Source organism: Shewanella sp. GXUN23E, assembly GCF_050865035.1.
Lineage (GTDB): Bacteria > Pseudomonadota > Gammaproteobacteria > Enterobacterales > Shewanellaceae > Shewanella.
The window spans coordinates 14,446-32,560 of the sequence record NZ_JBOZWP010000017.1 but is presented as its reverse complement, the minus strand read 5'-3'; the positions used below and the strand labels follow the sequence as shown (position 1 = coordinate 32,560).

The window sequence follows — 18,115 nt, the reverse complement described above, 5'->3', positions numbered from 1 at the left end:
GAAACACCGCCCTTGGGCGGTGTTTTTTTATGCCTGAAATCGACTCAGCCAAAGTTCAGATATAAAAACCAGCCCGCGGGCTGGTTTTGCTGTTTAGGCGGGCTTAATTCCGCACGAGTTCCAGCTCATCAAGCAGATTCTGGGCATTATCCACCTTGTCCATCATCCACAGAATGTATCGGATATCCACGTGAACGGCGCGGGTGATGGTGGGATTGAAGAACCAGTCCTTGGTGATTGCTTCATAGGTGGAGTCAAAGTTCAGGCCAACCAGTTCCCCTTTTCCGTTGAACACAGGTGAGCCTGAGTTACCGCCGGTGGTATCCACGCTGGAAAGGAAGTTAACCGGCACAGAGTTGAACTGCTCAGGCTTATCCAGACAAGAGAACAGACGGCATACAAAGCCTCGGGTGTCAGCATAAACGGAGTCAACTTTATGCGCCCCCATGTCACCGGCAGCGATGGCGTCCAACACCTTTTGAGGCGCATTAAATGGCTCCTGTCCGGTATGTTTGGCGGCCAGACCTTCAAGACGGGTAAAAGGTTGTTTGTACAGCCCATCGCGGGACTGATAACCATCGACCATACCATAGGTGATCCTCAGGGTGCCGTTGGCATCCGGATACACAGGCCAGTTGTTGGCTTTGTAATAGTCAATGATGGCGGCCATGTACTGAGGACGTGCCATCGACAGCTTGCCGGCCAATACTTTTTCCTGTCGCTCCAGTGCCATGTTTTCTTCATACAAGGCGACCGCCAGACGGATGAAAGGATCGGCGCTCTGTTCGAACTCTTCCGGTGTACGGTTCATCCAGGCCAGTCGGGTTTCAGGTTCCATCAAACCACTTAAAGTGTACATGGCTGCCAGCTTATCTTCCAAAGACGCATGGCTATCCAGCGCCAGCAGCTCATCCATTACCGCAACCTTATGCTCCTGTGCCTGATAGGCCATGATGTCCTGCAGCCACAGGGTTCTGTCGACGCCCGGCTCGAAACTGCTGTCGATGCGCTTGAGGCTGGCCTCAAACAGCTTCATGTCACGCTCCTGGTAGCCTGATTCCCGGTCTGCATCCGGCTTTTGCTTTTCTTTGGCCAGGCGGTACAGGCGATTGGCGGCATTCAGCAGCGTGCCGGACTGTGCATTTTTAAAATAGAAGCTGGTTTGCGTGGCGGTGTGATACTCGCCGATCAGTGCCTCCAGCTGGCTGATGAGTGCCGGTTGGGTATGGGGATTTTGCATCAGCCAGTCGACAAATGCGTCTTCGCTGGCCTGTTTGATGCCGACTATATCTGTGGCACGAAAGCCATCGAGCAGGCCGTTAAGCTTCTTCATGCGATTGGCGTTGCCTGCAAGTGTGCCTGCATATTTGATGGCAACATCCTGGTTATCTGCCCCCATGGCTTCAATGGTGTCAATTTGGCGCTGATAGCGCTGCGCCTGCAGCGGGTACAGCCAATTGCTGGCAAATACCAATTCAGAGGTCAGGCGATAACGACTGGTCGAACCCGGATACCCGGCTACAATGACACCGTCACCGGCTTTTACGCCATCAGCATTGATCTTCAGAAAGCTCTTGGGCACATAGGGGACGTTGTCTTCGGCATAGGCGGCGGGTTTGCCGTCCTTACCGACATAGGCGCGCAGGAAAGTGAAGTCGCCGCTGTGACGGGGATATTCGAAGTTATCGATATCCCCACCATAACTGCCAACACTCTGGGGCGGCGCATATACCAGTCGTACATCGCGGATAATCAGCTGCTTTATCAGGTAATATTCCAGCCCATTGTGGAAGCTGCGGACCGAGCAGCGGTAGTTATCATCTGCTTCACACTCTTTAATCAGGGCTTTCTTGTTGGCTTCAATCGCTTCATAGCGGGCCAGTGGCTCTGTGGGCAGATTGGTTGTGACTTTAGCTGTGACGTCAGTCACCGCTTCGGTGACATACAGACGCTCATTGGGGCCGGCCGACGGCTCTTTATCCAGAGTATTGGCGAGGAAGCCCTGATCCAGATAGTTCTGCTCTGGTTTGGTGTTGTACTGAATGGCACGATAGGCACAGTGATGGTTGGTGACAACTAAGCCTTTAGGAGACACAAAACTGGCGGTACAATACCCCAGTCCTACGACCGCATTCATTGGATAACGGCTTAAGTCTGCCAGTTGCTCTGCGGGGATATCTATTCCTCTTTGCTTTAATTTGTCGGCAATAGCAGGCATTTGATAGGGTTGCCATTGCCCCTCATCGGCGAGGACTGCGCCGGATGACAGCATCAGGGCTGCGACCAATGCGTTACGCATGTTCATTCCTTATTGTTGATTTTTATGTCAGTTTTGTAGGACAAACAGAAAGTTATTTGTAATCCACAGGTGTAAGGCCTGTGGGTTTATATCATATTTTGTAATGCCGTTGTAATCGGGAGCGTAAATGTCTTCGCAAGGTGCCTTTAAGGCCAAAAACAAGCCCAGGGATCCTCAGGTCGAGGCCCTCAAACTGCCGCCTCACTCGCTGGAAGCCGAGCAGTCGGTGTTGGGTGGCCTGATGCTGGACAGCGAGGCCTGGGACAAAGTCGCCGAAGCGATTGTCCGGGAAGATTTTTATTCCCGCTCTCACCGTATGATTTTCAGCGCCATGGAGAAGCTGGTTGAGTCCGGCCAGCCTATCGATCTGGTGACTGTATCCGAGCAGCTTGAACTGTCGCACGAGTTGGACGATGCCGGCGGCTTTGCCTATCTGGGGGAGATTGCCAAAAATACGCCCAGTGCCGGTAACATTGTTTCCTATGCTGAAATTGTGCGCGAACGGGCAGTGGTGCGTGAGCTTATCCGGGTTGCCCAGGAAATTGCTGATGCCGGTTATAACCCTGAGGGGCGGGATTCCAGCGCCTTGCTGGACTATGCCGAAACCAAAGTTTTCAAGATTGCCGAGCAGCGTGCCAACAGTGCCGAAAACGGTCCGGAAGGGATTAAGACCATTCTGGAAAAGACCGTCGATCGCATCGAGCAGTTGTATAACAACCCACACAATGGTGTGACCGGGGTGTCGAGTGGCTTTGCCGATCTCGACAATATGACCGCGGGTTTCCAATCCGGGGATCTGATCATTGTCGCGGCCCGTCCGTCTATGGGTAAAACCACTTTCGCCATGAACCTGTGCGAATACGCCGCCATGAACGAGGACAAGCCGGTGCTGATTTTCAGTCTCGAGATGCCCTCAGAACAGATCATGATGCGTATGCTCGCCTCGCTGGGGCGGGTTGATCAGACCAAGATCCGTACCGGTCAGCTGGATGATGATGATTGGGCGCGGGTATCGTCCACCATGGGGCTGATGCTTGAGCAGGGAAAGATGTATATCGATGACAGCTCGGGTCTGACGCCAACTGAAGTGCGCAGTCGTGCCCGTCGTATCGCCCGTGAGCACGGCGGTTTGTCCATGATCATGGTCGACTATCTGCAGCTGATGCAGGTGCCGGCACTGGCCGATAACCGTACTCTGGAAATTGCAGAGATCTCCCGCTCGCTCAAGGCGTTGGCTAAAGAGCTGGAAATTCCGGTGATTGCATTGTCACAGCTGAACCGCTCGCTGGAACAACGCGCTGACAAGCGTCCGGTAAACTCAGACTTGCGTGAATCCGGATCTATTGAGCAGGATGCTGACCTTATCATGTTTATTTATCGTGATGAGGTGTATAACGATGACTCCTCAGACAAAGGCACTGCCGAAATCATTATCGGCAAGCAGCGTAACGGCCCCATTGGCCGGGTTCGTCTGACATTTCAGGGTCACTTCTCCCGGTTCGACAACTATGCCGGTCCGCTGGTATTTGAAGAAGATTGATCCCTTGACCTTCGTTTTTTCACTATTCAAGGTGCGTGTTTGAAACCTTTTCCCAGAGCCGAGATCCGTCTTGGTGCGTTAACTCATAATCTGCGTCAGCTGAAAACACTGGCGCCGGAAAGTAAGGTGCTGGCGGTTGTTAAAGCCAACGCCTACGGACATGGGCTGCTGAATGTGGCCCGTCATCTGGATGGCGAGGCTGATGGTTTTGGTCTGGCCCGTCTGGAAGAAGCGCTGGCGCTGCGCGAAGGCGGCGTCAAGGGGCGGCTGGTGCTGCTGGAGGGCTTTTTCCGGGCAGAAGATTTACCCACGCTGGTTGAGCATAAAATTGATACCGTAGTGCATCACGAGTCTCAGCTCGAGATGCTCGAACAGGTGGCGCTGGATGCGCCCGTGAATGTGTGGCTTAAAATTGACTCGGGTATGCATCGTCTGGGCTTTGTCCCAGAGCAGTTTGAAGCCATCTATCAACGTCTGTTGCAGTGTCCGAACGTGGCCAGGCCGATACACCTGATGACTCATTTTTCCAGGGCGGATGAACCTGAGGTGCCCTATACCGAATATCAGCTGCAGGTTTTTGATGAGCTGACGGCGACCTTGCCCGGTGATCGCTCTATTGCCAACTCTGCCGGTGCGCTGTTCTGGCCCGCCAGTCGTCGTGACTGGATCCGGCCGGGAATTGCGCTGTATGGCATCTCTCCCATGACCGGGGATTTGGGCAGCAATCATGGTCTGCACCCGGCTATGGAGCTGAAGTCGCGCCTGATCGCAGTTCGGGAGCACAAATCTGGTCAGCCGGTGGGCTATGGCGGATACTGGCAGGCTTCGCGCGATACCCGACTGGGCGTGGTGGCTATCGGTTATGGCGATGGGTATCCACGAAATGCCCCGGAAGGCACACCGGTATGGGTGAATGGCCGTCGGGTGCCTGTGGTGGGGCGCGTGTCCATGGATATGCTGACGGTCGATCTTGGGCCTCAAGCCACCGATGTTGTCGGCGATGACGTGTTGTTGTGGGGGGAAGCTTTGCCTCTGGAAGAGGTCGCTGAGCACATAGGCACGATTGTTTATGAACTGATGACCAAACTGACGCCCAGGGTTGCTGTGTGTCTTGAGTGAGCTGTTCAGGCCTGAGTCAGGTCTGAACGATAAGAATATGTGAACGGCAGCATGCAATGCTGCCGTTTTTTTATGTTTGGAAATACCCTGAAATGCCAATAAGAATAGTCCCGCTGATATTGTTGCTGTTGTCTGTCAGCCCTGAAATCCTGGCTGCTGAGCATGTGGCCGAAGATGTCACCGGTAATGAATATCAACCTGATTTTGCCGCGGTTCCCTTTGCGTTTGCCAGTGAGAATCTCAGCACTGCAGTTGGCGGCGCTGCAGTACTGAAACATGCAGGACAACCCCTGGCCAGTTTATTTGGCTTCGGTTTGTATACCACCAACGAGAGTTGGGTAGGGTATCTGGGGGTGAACAACTACCAATTGCCGGGACTCAGCCAGTGGCTGTTCAGCGGTGAGCTTTACCAGGGCGTATTTCAGGAAGGTGTTTACTATCTTCCCGATGCAGAAGGGGTAATCCAAAAGACGCTGGCTCATGGTGATGAAAGATTTGCCAAATTCCATGCCAAATATGTTCTGCCGATTGGCTGGGGCCGTCATGGCGCGGCAGCCTCAATGCGCAATCACGACGCTATCGGTTGGAATCCTTTGGGCTCAGGGGTCTCCAGTATTCGGCTGTCGGCTTTTATGCAGTCCAGGCAACTCGAAGACACAGCACACTTGCCTCAATATGCCCGGGGAGTTGAGTTACTGGCAGAGTGGGACAACCGTGACAATGGGCGAAACAGCACTCAGGGCGGGCAGTCAACACTGAAAGTTCGGCATGGTTTTGATGCTGATGGTGGCCAGGATTGGACAACCTGGGAGTTTGAGCAAAGTGCATTCCTGTCTGTGGGGGGCAATGAGATGTTTCGGCAGCAGATCCTGGCGGCGAACTTTTATCTTGCGGACACACCGGGCTGGAACAATCAAACCTATGGTCAATACCACAGACCTCCGCAGTTTGCCGGGATTGCATTGGGTGGCTTTGAGCGTTTGAGAGGTTATTCTGCCCGCCGCTTTACCGGTCGCAGTGCGCTGCTGTATACCCTTGAGTATCGGGTGCAACCCCATTGGCAACCTTTGCAGAGTTGGCCGGTATTCAATTTCTATGATGTGCCATGGTGGCAGTGGGTACTGTTTGCCGAAGCCGGTAAAGTGAGTGATACCTTTTCTGCGGAATCACTGCATCGGGATATGGTATGGTCGGTCGGGGCCGGTGCAAGGTTTGAAGTGGAAAGTGTGGTCGTGAGGGCTGAATTCGGCATCAGCGCCGAATCCAACCAGTTCTGGGTGATGGTCAGTCAGCCGTTCTGACCGACTGGCGATCGCAAGTGGCTATTCTTCAAAACAGATTTCGACAAAGGCACGACCATACATACTGTTGAATGGAATGATGATTTTCTTGCCGCGACTGACATGGGAAATGGTGTGATCCTTACCAGCGACGACGATTGGCGTTGCCATATCAAATTCGAATCCCAGCTCACCCAACATGCGTTTGGCGCCGCCTGAAACCATGTTGGTGAGTTCACCCACCATATCAGTCACTTCTTCATCTATGTCATCCGGTGCTTCACCGAGCATGTTGTGCATCACTCTCAGTGCCAGGCGTTTTTCAAAGGTCAGCGACAGTGAGCCTTTGGCCTGCTCTCCCACCATGCCTATGACCCCGGAGACGTCACCTTTGGCGATTTCATCATGCTTGAGCATCGGCTTGCCGGGTGTCAGGTTAATAGTCGCCATGGTGCTGATAACGTTAAGGAATGCATCCAGGAACGGGTTTATAAATTGGACATTCATAAGTTGTGCACTGCCCTCGTTAAGGCTCTTTATTTTGCTTCCCGCCAGATGCGGGGCCCTTGTTCAAGTGGGTATTGATAAGCTTAGGCGAAAAAACATCGGATGCCGAAAATGATTTCTGTGAGTCAGCAGGATGCTGCCATGGCGCCCCGGCCTGATGCGGGTGTATAATTCCGCCTTTGTCCCGTGATTCACACAGTATCCAAGGTTAGTTTCCATGTCTGCGACTCATCAGCACTCTCCACATAAGATAACAGCGACCAACCGGCGATTTTCTGTTGCGCCCATGCTGGACTGGACTGATCGTCACTATCGCTACTTTGCCCGTTTGATGTCTCAGGAAACGCTGCTTTATACCGAAATGGTGACTACTGGGGCGATTCTGCATGGTAAAGGCGACTATCTGGCATATAACACTGAGGAGCATCCGCTGGCGTTGCAGCTTGGTGGTTCCAATCCTGCCGATTTGGCCGCCTGTGCCCAAAAAGCGCAGGAGTATGGTTATGATGAGGTTAACCTCAATGTCGGCTGTCCTTCTGACAGAGTGCAAAATGGTATGTTTGGCGCATGTCTGATGGGAGAGGCAGAGCTGGTCGCCCGCTGTATCGATGCGATGCGGCAGGTGGTTGATATTCCCGTGACGGTGAAGACCCGAATCGGTATTGATGATCAGGACAGTTATGAGTTTTTGACCGGCTTTATCGATACTGTTCAGGCGGCCGGTTGCGATACCTTCATCGTTCATGCCCGTAAAGCCTGGCTGCAGGGATTAAGTCCCAAAGAGAACCGTGAAATCCCGCCGCTGGACTACCCGCGGGTGTACCAACTGAAGCGGGATTATCCGCATCTGCACATTTCCATTAATGGTGGCGTCACCAGCATTGAGCAGGCGCAGGAGCATCTTTTGCATCTGGATGGTGTGATGGTGGGGCGTGAGGCGTATCAAAATCCCTATATGTTGTCCCGGGTGGATAATGAACTTTGCGGTCATGCGCTGCCTGTGTCCAGCCGGGAGGAGGTTATCGGGAAACTGATTCCTTATATCGAGAAACATCTGGCTCAAGGCGGGCGATTGAATCATATCACCCGGCATATCATAGGCTTGTACCAGGGATTGCCGGGTTCGCGAGCCTGGCGCCGGCACTTGAGTGAGAATGCTCACAAGAGCGGCGCCAACGTACAGGTCATACTGGATGCCTTGGAAACAATGGCACAACAGGCCGCTTTGCAGGCCGAATAACCCAGGGTGTAACGAGTTGGTGAAAATGACAACATCTGTGGCATTTTTCACCAATCCGGAAATCCCCGTTCAGCACGGGGGATTTCGCTCAATTTTTCAATAAATCAATTTTTATCAATTACTTAAATTGTATTTTTAAAGGTTGGCACGAGCCTTGATATATCCTGATTGTCATTAAACACAGTTAGAGGGATTTATCATGTTTGCCACTCAATTCAAGTCGATCGTACTGATTGCCACCCTGAGTTCAACCGCCGCCATGGCGACCTCCAACGATGTTCAGGCTGCACAACTGTCTGACGTTACCGGACAAATTGAACAGGTGATTGCTTCTCAAACCCAACAATTGCTGCAAAGTGCCCGTCAGGAATTAATGCTGTCATTGCGCATGCAGGTCGCTGAGGCTATCGATGAGCTGGATACTCAGATCGCCGATGCCAGTGCCTCCGATACTCAATCGCAGACAGAAAGCGAAGATACGGTGATTCTGACCAGTCAAAAACCGGAGTAAGTCATGTGGATTTCCATGCAGACTATAGCCCTGCTCTGGTTGTTGCCTGTGATGAGCTTTGCCGTGGCAGCTGCGCTGGTGTGCTATTGGCAAATGCCAGGACGCCGTCATCAGTGAGGGGCGGGATGATGAGAGTACAGAAGAACAATCATAAGTGGATTGTTATCGTGACCGTCGGGTTGTTGTTATTTGCTGGTTTGGGGCTGACCGACAGTCACTGGATGTGGGCAATCCACAGGGACCCACAATGGCAGTTTGATGGTTATTTGGGGACAAGTATTTTACTGCTGGCGGCGACAGCGCTGCTGAGCATGTTGGCGCTGGTTGTTGCGGTAAGTATGACCTTATTGGTTCCCGGTCTGGCAATACTGGCCAGCATCGCCATCCTGTACTGTGGTTTGTCACTGCTGTGGTTACCTTTGGTGCTGATCCTGGCAGTGGTGCTGCTGGCGGGTATTGCTCAGGGTCAGGGCAACATCTGAATCAGGGAGCTTTATTCAGGAACGCCTGAAATCTTTCTCTGGCCTCTTCGCTTTTCAGCTGATTGCCAAAGTGTTCCAGCTCCAGATACATCTGATGTTGCAGCTTACTGCGATTAGCCTTCATCAATTTCTTGGTCAAACGTACCGCATTGGCCGGTTTGGCTGCCAGGCGCAGACAAATTGCCAGCGTATGCTCAAACAGTTTTTCCTGCTCCACTATGTCATTGAGCATGCCCAGTCTGAGGGCTGTATTAGCATCGAAGGGTTCCCCCAACAGCAGAAGCTCAGCTGCTTTTTGGTAACCAATCAGTTGTGGCAGTAACATCGAGGCGCCGGCTTCCGGTACCAGCGCCAGATTAACAAAGGGCAACTGGAATTGGCTGGTCGTGTCGGAGTAGACCAAGTCGCAATGCAACAACAAGGTTGTGCCTATGCCAACGGCCGCTCCACTGACGGCTGCGACCATAGGTTTTTTCAGTTCAAGCAGGCAAAACAGAAAACGCACGGCCGGATGACTGGGCCCGAGTTCGCCATTGGACATGAAATCACGAATATCATTTCCGGATGTAAAACAGTGGTTTTCACCACAAATGAGAAATACCTTGATGGCGTTGTCTGCCTCACCTTCGATAAGGTATTCTGTGAGTTGCCGATACATATCAAGCGTCAGTGCATTACGCTTGTCCGGCCGATTAAAGCGGATGATGCGAACACCTTTGTCATCCTTTACCTCGATATTGCTCATAACGGGATCCTTGTATCGACGTTGGGCACTCCATGGAGTTTATGACATTGAAGTTAATATTCAAACAAGTGTTTGGTGCCCTGATACTTTGTTCTTCTGCGCAGCTGATGGCGGCGCAGGTACAGCTCACTGATGGATTTATTCGCGCCATGCCGCCCTCGGTTCCTAACAGCGCGGCTTATCTGACCCTGAAAAATGAAGGCGATGCCACTGAATTGGTTGCCGTTGAGACGCCTGTCGCCAGGGAAGCACAACTGCATACCCTGATAGAAGAAAAAGGCGTGGTTAAGATGCGTCAGGTTTCCGGTTTTGCGCTGCCATTGGCCGGAGAGCTGGCGCTGTCGCCTTCCGGTGATCATATTATGCTGCTGGGATTGAACCGGCCGCTCAACGAAGGTGAACATATTGAGTTGACCTTGATATTTGCTGATGGCAGCAAGCAGTCGGTGCAGCTGCCCGTGCGTAAAGATGATGGGCAGGCGCAGCATCACCACCACAATCACCATTGAGGAGCGAGTTATGAAACTCTCCTGGAAGCCTTTGGTCGCGGGCCTGGTCGGGATCGCTATTGTATTTTATATCCTGAGTGTCTGGTGGAGCGTCGAGCCGGATCCGCTTCAGCCGCAGACGCTCAATAATACTGCTGGTCAACCTATTGTCGGGTATGCCACTACGACGGCGCTGATTAATACCATTGATACCCTGCTCAATAAGCCGGGTGGCTGGCAGTCCAACGATGTGATGCCGCCAACATTGTTTATGGACAACATGAAGGCGTTTGAATTCGGAGCGCTGGAGCAGGCGAGGGATTTGGCGCTGGTGATGCGCAAGGAATTCAGCCGCTCTCAATCCCAGAGCACGGCAGACAAAGATCTGCTGGAAGCTCATGCCAAGCTCAATATTGACCATACCAGCTGGCTGGTGCCCAAGGCCGAGAGTGAGTACAGCGATGCTGTGGTATTGCTGGAAATGTACCGCGCCAGAATTGCTGACTCAGCCAATACCGATGCTCAATTTTATGCCAGAGCGGACAATCTCAATGAATGGCTCAAGGAGGTGCAAAAGCGCCTTGGCAGCATGTCGCAGCAGTTGTCCGCCAGTGTCGGACAGGAACGGATAAACACTGATCTGGCCGGTGACAGCGCTGCCCGACAATCCACACCAGGATTATCCCGTCAGGAAGTAAAAACCAGCTGGTGGCAGATTGATGATGTGTTTTATGAGACCCGGGGGGCTTCCTGGGCGCTGTTGAATTTTATGAAGGCAATTGAGACAGATTTTGCCGACGTATTGAAAAAGAAAAATGCCGAAGTGAGTTTGCGACAAATCATCCGGGAGCTGGAAGCAACCCAGCAACCGGTATGGAGTCCAATCGTCCTTAACGGCAGCGGTTTTGGTTTGGTAGCCAATCACTCTTTGGTGATGGCCAACTACATCTCCCGCGCCAACGCGGCAGTCATTGACTTAACTAACTTGTTATCTCAGGGATAATTATGAAAAAGACATGGTTGGCTGGTTCTGTACTGATGGGGCTGATGGCTTCATCTGCACAGGCTGATACTTTGCTGGGTTTCAAAATCGGTGGCGATCTGTGGGCAGCCGATACTAAAGGGACTTTTGCTCAGAGCGGTGAGCCTCAGCAAGATTTCAACTACGATTCTTCCACTCAGGGCAGTATCTGGGTAGCGTTGGAACATCCTATTCCTTTGGTGCCCAATGTGGCCATTCGTGAAAACCGTCTGAAAGATGATGGCTCGCTGGACAATGCTGACTTCAGCTTTGGTGGCCGTGATTTTTCCGGCAGTGTCAACGCCAAGGCGGACTTGAGCAACACCGACTTCATTCTGTACTACGAGTTGCTGGACAACGACCTGGTGTCGCTGGATGTCGGTGGTGCCTACAAGCAGATGCATGGCAGCTATCTGGTCAGTCAGAACGGGTTACCGGCCGAAAAGGATCTGGATGACGGAGTGTTCATGGGTTATGCCAGTGCCATGGTCGGGATCCCGGGTTTAGGCTTGTTTGGTTTTGCCGACGTGATGGCCGGTCTGGATGAGTCCAAAGTGTACGATTATGCTTTGGGTCTTGGCTGGGAATTTGATGGTATTGCGCTGGATACGCGGGTCCGTGCCGGTTATCGTGAATTCAATTTCGATACCAACAACTTCTCAGGATTAACTTCCAATATGAAATTTGACGGCTTCTTTGCCGGCGTGGAAATTGATTTCTGAGTACGGCATATAGCAACAAAAAAACCGCCTTATCGGCGGTTTTTTTGTTGCTGACAAACTTACTTTGTCACTGGAGCATCAACTTCGGTCAAACCTTTGTTGATGGCAACCACATCTTCTTCTGTCAGGGTGCCGGCAGCCTGTTTCAGCGCCAGCACTGACTGGATGTAGGCATAACGGGCATCGGACAACTGACGCTTGGAGTTATACAGATTCTGGGTGCTGTTGAGTACGTCTACAATGGTACGTGTGCCCACTTCAAAACCTGCTTCGGTGGCTTTCAGTGCGCTTTCAGAAGAAATCACCGTTTGCTCGTACGCCTTGATTGAGCTGATGGCCGCAACGACGTTGTTGAAGTTGCTGCGGATATCTTTGGATACCGCTCTGTGTGTTTGCTCCAGCTGCTCACTGGCTGACACGAAGTTGTATTGCGCTTGATTCACCTGCGAGCTGACTTTGAAGCCCTCGAAAATCGGGATACTGACGTTCAGGCCGACATTGGTGGTACCTGAGTCATTGGTATCTCCGCTGAAGGTCGGTGTGTGCTGGCTGCCATCAACGCTGGCTTTGTAGCCGGCGGTGAAGTTAACCGATGGCATGTGGCCTGCTTTGGCCAGACCGATTTGCTCATTGGCAATATCTTTGGCAATACGTTGCGCCAACAGTTGCAGCGAGCTGTTTTCAGCCTGCTTGAGCCATTCGGCTGCGCTGGATGGCATAGGCATGCTGGCAGAAAAACGTTTGGTGTCCAGAATTGCCAACTGATCGTATGGCAGGCCGGTGATTTCCTGCAGCGCCTGATAGTTGTTCTGTACAGTATTCTCTGCCTGAATTTCCTGAGCTCGGGACAGGTCATACTGGGCCTGAGCTTCGTGTACATCGGTGATCGCGGTCAAACCCACAGCAAAACGCTGTTTGGTTTGTTCCAGCTGACGACCAATGGCGGCAACCTGGGCCTTTTGAAATTCAAGGGCATCCTGTGCACTGAGCACATTGAAGTAGGCAGTGGTTACCCGGATGATCAATCCCTGCAGCGATGACGCGTAGCTGGCATCAGCCTGGGAAGCCGCCAGTTCAGCGATATTCAGACCAACCCAGGCGCTGTGATTGTAAACCACCTGGTTTAAAGTCAGGCCACCGGTAAAGGCATCTGAATCTGAAACACCAAAATTATTGTTGTTGGTGTCTGTCCAGGATTTACCATAGCCAACGCTGGCGCTCAGGCTGGGCAGCAGCGGAGCACGGGATTCTTCAATTTTTTCGTACAGGGAATTGCGTTGAGCCTGAGCCTGCAGTACCACTGGGTCATTGGTCAGAGCCTGTTGGTAAATTTGCAGTAGATCTTCGGCAGTCGCCGCTGAACTCACTGCGGCCAGAGTCATTGCGGCGCAAAGAGAACGAATTCTGAATTTCATTGGCTGTCCTTTCTTAAGACAAATCCCCGAGACAGGGGATACAAATTGGTAGAATGGAGTGAGACAGGCATGTAACTCATGTCTGTCGGTTCGCGCTTCCCGACGCTTCCCAATACTGTGTAAAGTTAATTGTTTAGATACTAAGAAATCAACCAAAATTAAGTCAAATCCTAAGTGTAACCAATTTTATTTTGTCGGCTGTTGCAAGCATGTTGATATCATTGCCAAAAAGCATCGATAAGGGGCACAGATGAGTACTAAAAAATTGGGTAAAAGTGATATTGAAATTATCGACTGTACGCCCCTTTATCAGGGCTTTTTCAAAATGAACCTTTATCGTTTTCGCCACCGCTTGTTTGCCGGTGGCTGGAGCGGGCCCGTCAGCCGCGAGGTGTTTGAGCGTGGACACGCCGTGGTAGTGTTGCCTTATGATCCGTTAAGGGATGAGGTGGTATTGATTGAACAGGTGCGTTTCCCTGCGCTGGCAACAACCGACTCGCCCTGGCTGCTGGAGCTGGTGGCCGGCATGATTGAAGCCGGGGAGTCTCCCGAGCAGGTTGCCAGACGGGAGTTGATGGAAGAGGCTGGGCTGGAAGCACAGACAATAACCCCCATTAACAGCTATCTTGCCAGCCCGGGTGGCAGCACCGAACGATTCTATGGTTTCTGGGCAAAGGTTGATGCCTCCAAAGCCAAAGGATTGCACGGTCTGGCGCAGGAGCACGAGGATATCCGGGTGGTAGTGATGAGCCGGCAGGATGCGTATAATGCGCTGAATGCCGGGCGAATAGATAACGCCGCCGCGGTGATAGGATTGCAGTGGCTACAATTGAATTATTCATCCCTTATTGAGAATTGCAGTGAGCAGAACTGAGGCGTTTGCCAGATACCAGCCAAATGTATCGGAGTTTTTGTCGCTTTGTGGCAGAAACTATGCGCATATTGTTACCCTGCTGCCGGATGACGGTGGCCAGGGAGAGCGTTGGCGGATTGAAGGCGGCTTTGGCAAACTGGACATGGCACTGCTGGAAAACACGCCTTACACCCAGCTGCTGGAGATATCACGTCCTTCTGAGGTGTGCCATATCGTGCCGGCTCCGCGGATTCTGGTGCGAGTGTATCATGACGCTAAATTAGCAGAAGTGTTAAGTGGGCAGCAGATTTCTCATTTTAAGGCAGTGTATGATTATCCCAATTTACGTATGTATCAGCGCGATGAAAAGTACCAGGTCAATGTGTTCCTGGAGGAGCTGTTGAAAATTGGCCGACAGGCAACCCGGGTGTGCCTGTCCTGACGTTCGGGATGTTTAATGTTGCGAGAGGCAATCTCTTATTCCATTGCTGCCGGTGAGAGTGTGCGTTTGGTGCAGATTACTGATCCGCATCTGTTCGCCGACGACGAAGGTCAATTGCTCGGTGTCAATACCGCCAACAGTCTCGAAGCTGTTGTCAACACAGTCGCGGCCGGGAACTATCCCGCGCACTTTATGTTGGCAACCGGCGACATCAGCCAGGACTATTCTCCTCAGTCTTACCACAACTTTGTGCGTGCCATCGCGCCGCTGAATCTACCCTGCCATTATCTGCCCGGTAATCATGATGATCCCAGAGTGATGCATTTGAATATGCAGGGCGAAAGGGTTCATGGTGAGCAACGTATTCTCGCCGGAAACTGGCAAATCTTGCTGCTGGATTCCACCGTGCGGGGCAAGCCCGGAGGTTTTCTGGCTGCCGCGCAGTTCAGGCTGATTGAGCAGGCCATCGAGGCTTATCCAGACCATCATGTGCTGTTGGTGATGCACCATAATCCGATACTGGCCGGTTGTGCGTGGCTGGATCAGCACTGTCTGGCCAACGGCGATGAGTTTATGCAGCGAATTGCTGCCATGAAGCAGATCCGCGGTGTGCTGTGGGGACACATACATCAACAACTGGAGCAATCAGTTAAAGGCCCAGCGCAGGATATTCTCCTGATGGCGACGCCTTCAACCTGTATCCAATTCAAACCCAAGTCTGACTATTTTGCCCTGGATGCTCTGCAGCCCGGCTATCGTTTGCTGGAGCTGCGGCCGGATGGTAGCATGCTTACCAATGTATTCAGGGTGCCGGGAGAGCGTTTCTCTCCTGACAAGGACGCCAGCGGTTATTGATTAACCCTTAATGACTTCAGGCCTGTTTAGGCTGAGGATTGGGGGGCTGGTCTGCCGCAGCGTGAGGACTTATGCTGCTATATATTCATGGATTCAACAGCTCTCCCCTGTCTGAGAAGGGGCGGCTGACCGCCGACTATGTCAGACAACATTTTCCCTCGGTAAATTTCATTGCGCCGCAGCTGCCATGCGAGCCACTTGCCGCCATGGTGTTGCTGGAACAACTGACGCAGGAAGCACTGGACCGTGGTGAACCTCTGGCGTTTGCCGGTTCTTCGTTGGGAGGTTATTTCGCCAGTTTTCTGGCTGAAAAGTACGGTGGCCCGGCGGTACTGATCAACCCGGCTGTGCGACCTTATGAGCTGTTTGCCGACTTTATTGGTACGCAGCACAATCCTTACACCGGTGAAACCTATCAGGTGCTGGCTGAACATCAGTCGCAATTACAGGCATTTGATACTCAGGTCATTCGGCATCCTGAACGGTTTTTTGTATTATTGCAAAGCGGTGATGAAGTGCTTGATTATCGTCAGGCGCTCAGCAAGTATCACTGTTGCAAAATGCGGCTTGAGGCAGGCGGCGATCACAGCTTTATCGGTTATGCCTCACATCTGCCAGCCATTTGTGAGTTCCTTGAATTGCCGCGGCATAACTAACTATACGGGGCGTTACACCCTGAATTTCAATACTAATTTGTGCGCACTATGACAAACCAATACACCTCTGATGCGATTGAAGTGTTAAATGGCCTGGAGCCGGTTAAACGCCGTCCCGGCATGTACACCGACACTACCCGGCCAAACCACCTGGGGCAGGAGGTGATCGATAACAGTGTCGATGAGGCGCTCGCCGGTCACGCCAGTAAGATTGAAGTTATCCTGCATGCCGATAATTCCCTGGAAGTCATTGATGATGGCCGGGGCATGCCGGTTGATATTCATCCGGAAGAGGGGATCCCCGGGGTTGAACTGATCCTGACCAAGCTGCATGCCGGTGGCAAGTTTTCCAATAAAAACTATCAGTTCTCCGGTGGTTTGCACGGGGTGGGTATTTCGGTGGTGAACGCCCTGTCATCCCGGGTTGAAGTGACTGTACGTCGGGACGCCAAAGTCTATGACATCGCCTTTGAACATGGCGACAGAGTTGAGGCATTGCGTGAAACCGGCACCTGCGGCCGACGCAATACCGGCACCCGGGTGAGATTCTGGCCCGATGCGAGCTACTTTGACTCCGCCAACTTCTCCATCTCCAAGCTGACTTATTTGCTGAAGGCCAAGGCGGTGTTGTGTCCGGGGCTTCGCATCAAGTTTGTCAACAAGCAAACCGACGAAACCTTCGAGTGGCATTATGAAGATGGCTTGACGGACTATCTGAAGAGCTCGGTGAAAGATGCTCTCAGCCTGCCTCAGGAACCTTTTGTCGGCAGTTTTTCCGGGGCGATTGAAGCTGTGGACTGGGCGATTACCTGGTTACCAGAAGGTGGCGAATACCTGGGTGAAAGTTACGTCAACCTGATCCCGACTCCACTGGGAGGCACTCATGTCAACGGTTTCCGGCAGGGCCTGCTGGAATCCATGCGGGAGTTTTGCGAATTCCGCAATCTGACCCCAAGAGGGGTAAAGCTATCGGCTGAGGATATCTGGGAAAAGTGCAGTTTTATTCTGTCAGTTAAAATGCAGGATCCGCAGTTTGCCGGGCAGACCAAAGAGAAGCTGTCCAGCCGTCAGTGTGCCGCCTTTGTGTCAGGAATTGTGCGCGATGCCTTTTCCTTGTGGCTGAACTCCAACACAGCACAAGCCGAGGCTCTGGCAGAACTTTGCATCAACAACGCCCAGAAACGGCTGCGCTCCGCCAAGAAAATTGCCCGAAAAAAGGTCACATCAGGGCCCGCATTACCGGGCAAACTGACTGACTGTACCGGTCAGGATCCCTCCCGCGCCGAACTGTTCCTGGTGGAAGGGGACTCGGCCGGTGGCAGTGCCAAACAGGCTAGGGACCGGGAGTTTCAGGCGATTATGCCGCTGCGGGGTAAAATTCTGAACACCTGGGAGGTGGATGCTTCACAGGTTCTGGGTTCTCAGGAAGTGCATGATATTTCCGTGGCCATTGGCTGTGATCCCGACAGTGACGACATTTCTGAGCTGAGATACCACAAGATCTGCATTCTGGCCGATGCGGACTCCGATGGTCTGCATATTGCGACCTTGTTGTGTGCCCTGTTTTTACGGCACTTCCGCACTCTGGTGGACCATGGTCATGTGTATATCGCCATGCCACCTTTGTTCCGTATCGATATTGGTAAGGAGGTCTTTTATGCCCTGGATGAGCAGGAAAAGACCGGTATCCTTGACCGTATCGCTGCCGAAGGCAAGAAAGGCAAGGTCCAGGTCACCCGCTTTAAAGGTCTGGGGGAAATGAATCCACTGCAATTGCGGGAAACCACTATGGATCCTAATACCAGAAGGCTGGTGCAGCTGACCATAGATGATGCCGACGAAACCCTGGCTGTCATGGACATGTTGCTGGCCAAGAAACGTGCCGGCGATCGTAAACAATGGCTGGAAACCAAAGGGGATCTGGCGGTTATCTGAGCTTT

Annotated in this window: 18 protein-coding genes; 14 read left to right on the top strand and 4 right to left on the bottom strand. The window is 52.3% G+C overall.

All coding sequences use genetic code 11. The annotated features are described in order from the left end of the window. Positions 1 to 103 precede the first annotated feature (103 nt). The gene (locus ACRRUX_RS14395; protein ID WP_432531535.1) at positions 104 to 2,299 is read right to left on the bottom strand and encodes a S46 family peptidase; all 2,196 of its coding nucleotides are present in this window, start codon (positions 2,297 to 2,299) and stop codon (positions 104 to 106) included. A gap of 127 nt (positions 2,300 to 2,426) precedes the next feature. On the opposite strand from ACRRUX_RS14395, the gene dnaB reads away from it, so the two are divergent. From dnaB to ACRRUX_RS14380, 3 genes are all read left to right on the top strand, one after another. Further along, entirely contained in the window at positions 2,427 to 3,839 is a 1,413-nt protein-coding gene (gene dnaB / locus ACRRUX_RS14390) for a replicative DNA helicase (protein ID WP_432531533.1), read from the top strand. A 39-nt stretch (positions 3,840 to 3,878) separates the two neighbouring features. Next, positions 3,879 to 4,958 (top strand): alanine racemase, encoded by a 1,080-nt coding sequence (alr, locus tag ACRRUX_RS14385; RefSeq protein WP_432531531.1) that lies wholly within the window; start codon positions 3,879 to 3,881, stop codon positions 4,956 to 4,958. Positions 4,959 to 5,050: 92 nt separating this feature from the next. Beyond that, entirely contained in the window at positions 5,051 to 6,259 is a 1,209-nt protein-coding gene (locus tag ACRRUX_RS14380; RefSeq protein WP_432531529.1) for a hypothetical protein, read from the top strand. Positions 6,260 to 6,280: 21 nt separating this feature from the next. Here the strand turns inward: ACRRUX_RS14380 and ACRRUX_RS14375 are convergent, their stop codons facing one another. Next, positions 6,281 to 6,745, bottom strand: a complete 465-nt coding sequence (locus ACRRUX_RS14375; protein ID WP_432531527.1) for a chemotaxis protein CheX — start codon at positions 6,743 to 6,745, stop codon at positions 6,281 to 6,283. A gap of 217 nt (positions 6,746 to 6,962) precedes the next feature. Between ACRRUX_RS14375 and dusA the strand changes: the two genes are divergently transcribed. The 3 genes from dusA (at position 6,963) to ACRRUX_RS14360 (ending at position 8,978) form a co-directional block, all read left to right on the top strand. Continuing rightward, positions 6,963 to 7,985 carry a tRNA dihydrouridine(20/20a) synthase DusA gene (gene dusA / locus ACRRUX_RS14370; RefSeq protein WP_432531525.1) on the top strand — a complete coding sequence of 341 codons (1,023 nt, stop codon included), beginning with the start codon at positions 6,963 to 6,965 and terminating at the stop codon, positions 7,983 to 7,985. A gap of 199 nt (positions 7,986 to 8,184) precedes the next feature. Then, entirely contained in the window at positions 8,185 to 8,496 is a 312-nt protein-coding gene (locus ACRRUX_RS14365) for a hypothetical protein (RefSeq protein WP_432531523.1), read from the top strand. 125 nt (positions 8,497 to 8,621) lie between these two features. After that, positions 8,622 to 8,978, top strand: coding sequence for a hypothetical protein (locus tag ACRRUX_RS14360; RefSeq protein WP_432531521.1), 357 nt, complete (start codon positions 8,622 to 8,624; stop codon positions 8,976 to 8,978). 1 nt (position 8,979) lies between these two features. Here the strand turns inward: ACRRUX_RS14360 and ACRRUX_RS14355 are convergent, their stop codons facing one another. Beyond that, positions 8,980 to 9,723, bottom strand: coding sequence for an enoyl-CoA hydratase (locus ACRRUX_RS14355; RefSeq protein WP_432531519.1), 744 nt, complete (start codon positions 9,721 to 9,723; stop codon positions 8,980 to 8,982). A gap of 32 nt (positions 9,724 to 9,755) precedes the next feature. On the opposite strand from ACRRUX_RS14355, the gene ACRRUX_RS14350 reads away from it, so the two are divergent. Genes ACRRUX_RS14350 through ACRRUX_RS14340 form a run of 3 tightly spaced genes read left to right on the top strand, consistent with a single transcriptional unit; the run spans position 9,756 to position 11,954 of the window. Next, on the top strand, positions 9,756 to 10,232 hold the full coding sequence (locus ACRRUX_RS14350; RefSeq protein ID WP_432531517.1) for a copper chaperone PCu(A)C: 477 nt from the start codon (positions 9,756 to 9,758) through the stop codon (positions 10,230 to 10,232). A 10-nt stretch (positions 10,233 to 10,242) separates the two neighbouring features. After that, positions 10,243 to 11,214 carry a DUF2333 family protein gene (locus ACRRUX_RS14345; protein WP_432531515.1) on the top strand — a complete coding sequence of 324 codons (972 nt, stop codon included), beginning with the start codon at positions 10,243 to 10,245 and terminating at the stop codon, positions 11,212 to 11,214. Between the two features lie 2 nt (positions 11,215 to 11,216). After that, positions 11,217 to 11,954 carry a TIGR04219 family outer membrane beta-barrel protein gene (locus ACRRUX_RS14340; protein ID WP_432531513.1) on the top strand — a complete coding sequence of 246 codons (738 nt, stop codon included), beginning with the start codon at positions 11,217 to 11,219 and terminating at the stop codon, positions 11,952 to 11,954. A 59-nt stretch (positions 11,955 to 12,013) separates the two neighbouring features. Here ACRRUX_RS14340 and tolC read toward each other — a convergent pair whose 3' ends face one another. Next, a complete protein-coding gene (gene tolC, locus ACRRUX_RS14335; RefSeq protein ID WP_432531511.1) occupies positions 12,014 to 13,369 on the bottom strand; it encodes an outer membrane channel protein TolC in 1,356 nt (451 codons plus the stop codon). A 250-nt stretch (positions 13,370 to 13,619) separates the two neighbouring features. On the opposite strand from tolC, the gene nudF reads away from it, so the two are divergent. The 5 genes from nudF to parE all read left to right on the top strand — a co-directional run bounded on the left by nudF (position 13,620) and on the right by parE (position 18,110). Next, positions 13,620 to 14,243: an ADP-ribose diphosphatase gene (gene nudF, locus ACRRUX_RS14330; RefSeq protein ID WP_432531509.1), complete on the top strand. Its 624-nt coding sequence runs from the start codon at positions 13,620 to 13,622 to the stop codon at positions 14,241 to 14,243. Next, positions 14,224 to 14,664: a DUF1249 domain-containing protein gene (locus ACRRUX_RS14325; protein ID WP_432531675.1), complete on the top strand. Its 441-nt coding sequence runs from the start codon at positions 14,224 to 14,226 to the stop codon at positions 14,662 to 14,664. Before nudF ends, ACRRUX_RS14325 begins: the two co-directional genes overlap by 20 nt. Before the next feature lie 15 nt (positions 14,665 to 14,679). Then, positions 14,680 to 15,519, top strand: a complete 840-nt coding sequence (cpdA, locus tag ACRRUX_RS14320; protein ID WP_432531507.1) for a 3',5'-cyclic-AMP phosphodiesterase — start codon at positions 14,680 to 14,682, stop codon at positions 15,517 to 15,519. Positions 15,520 to 15,590: 71 nt separating this feature from the next. Further along, positions 15,591 to 16,175: a YqiA/YcfP family alpha/beta fold hydrolase gene (locus tag ACRRUX_RS14315; RefSeq protein ID WP_432531505.1), complete on the top strand. Its 585-nt coding sequence runs from the start codon at positions 15,591 to 15,593 to the stop codon at positions 16,173 to 16,175. 48 nt (positions 16,176 to 16,223) lie between these two features. Continuing rightward, positions 16,224 to 18,110, top strand: coding sequence for a DNA topoisomerase IV subunit B (gene parE / locus ACRRUX_RS14310; protein ID WP_432531503.1), 1,887 nt, complete (start codon positions 16,224 to 16,226; stop codon positions 18,108 to 18,110). The last annotated feature ends 5 nt before the right edge of the window (positions 18,111 to 18,115 follow it).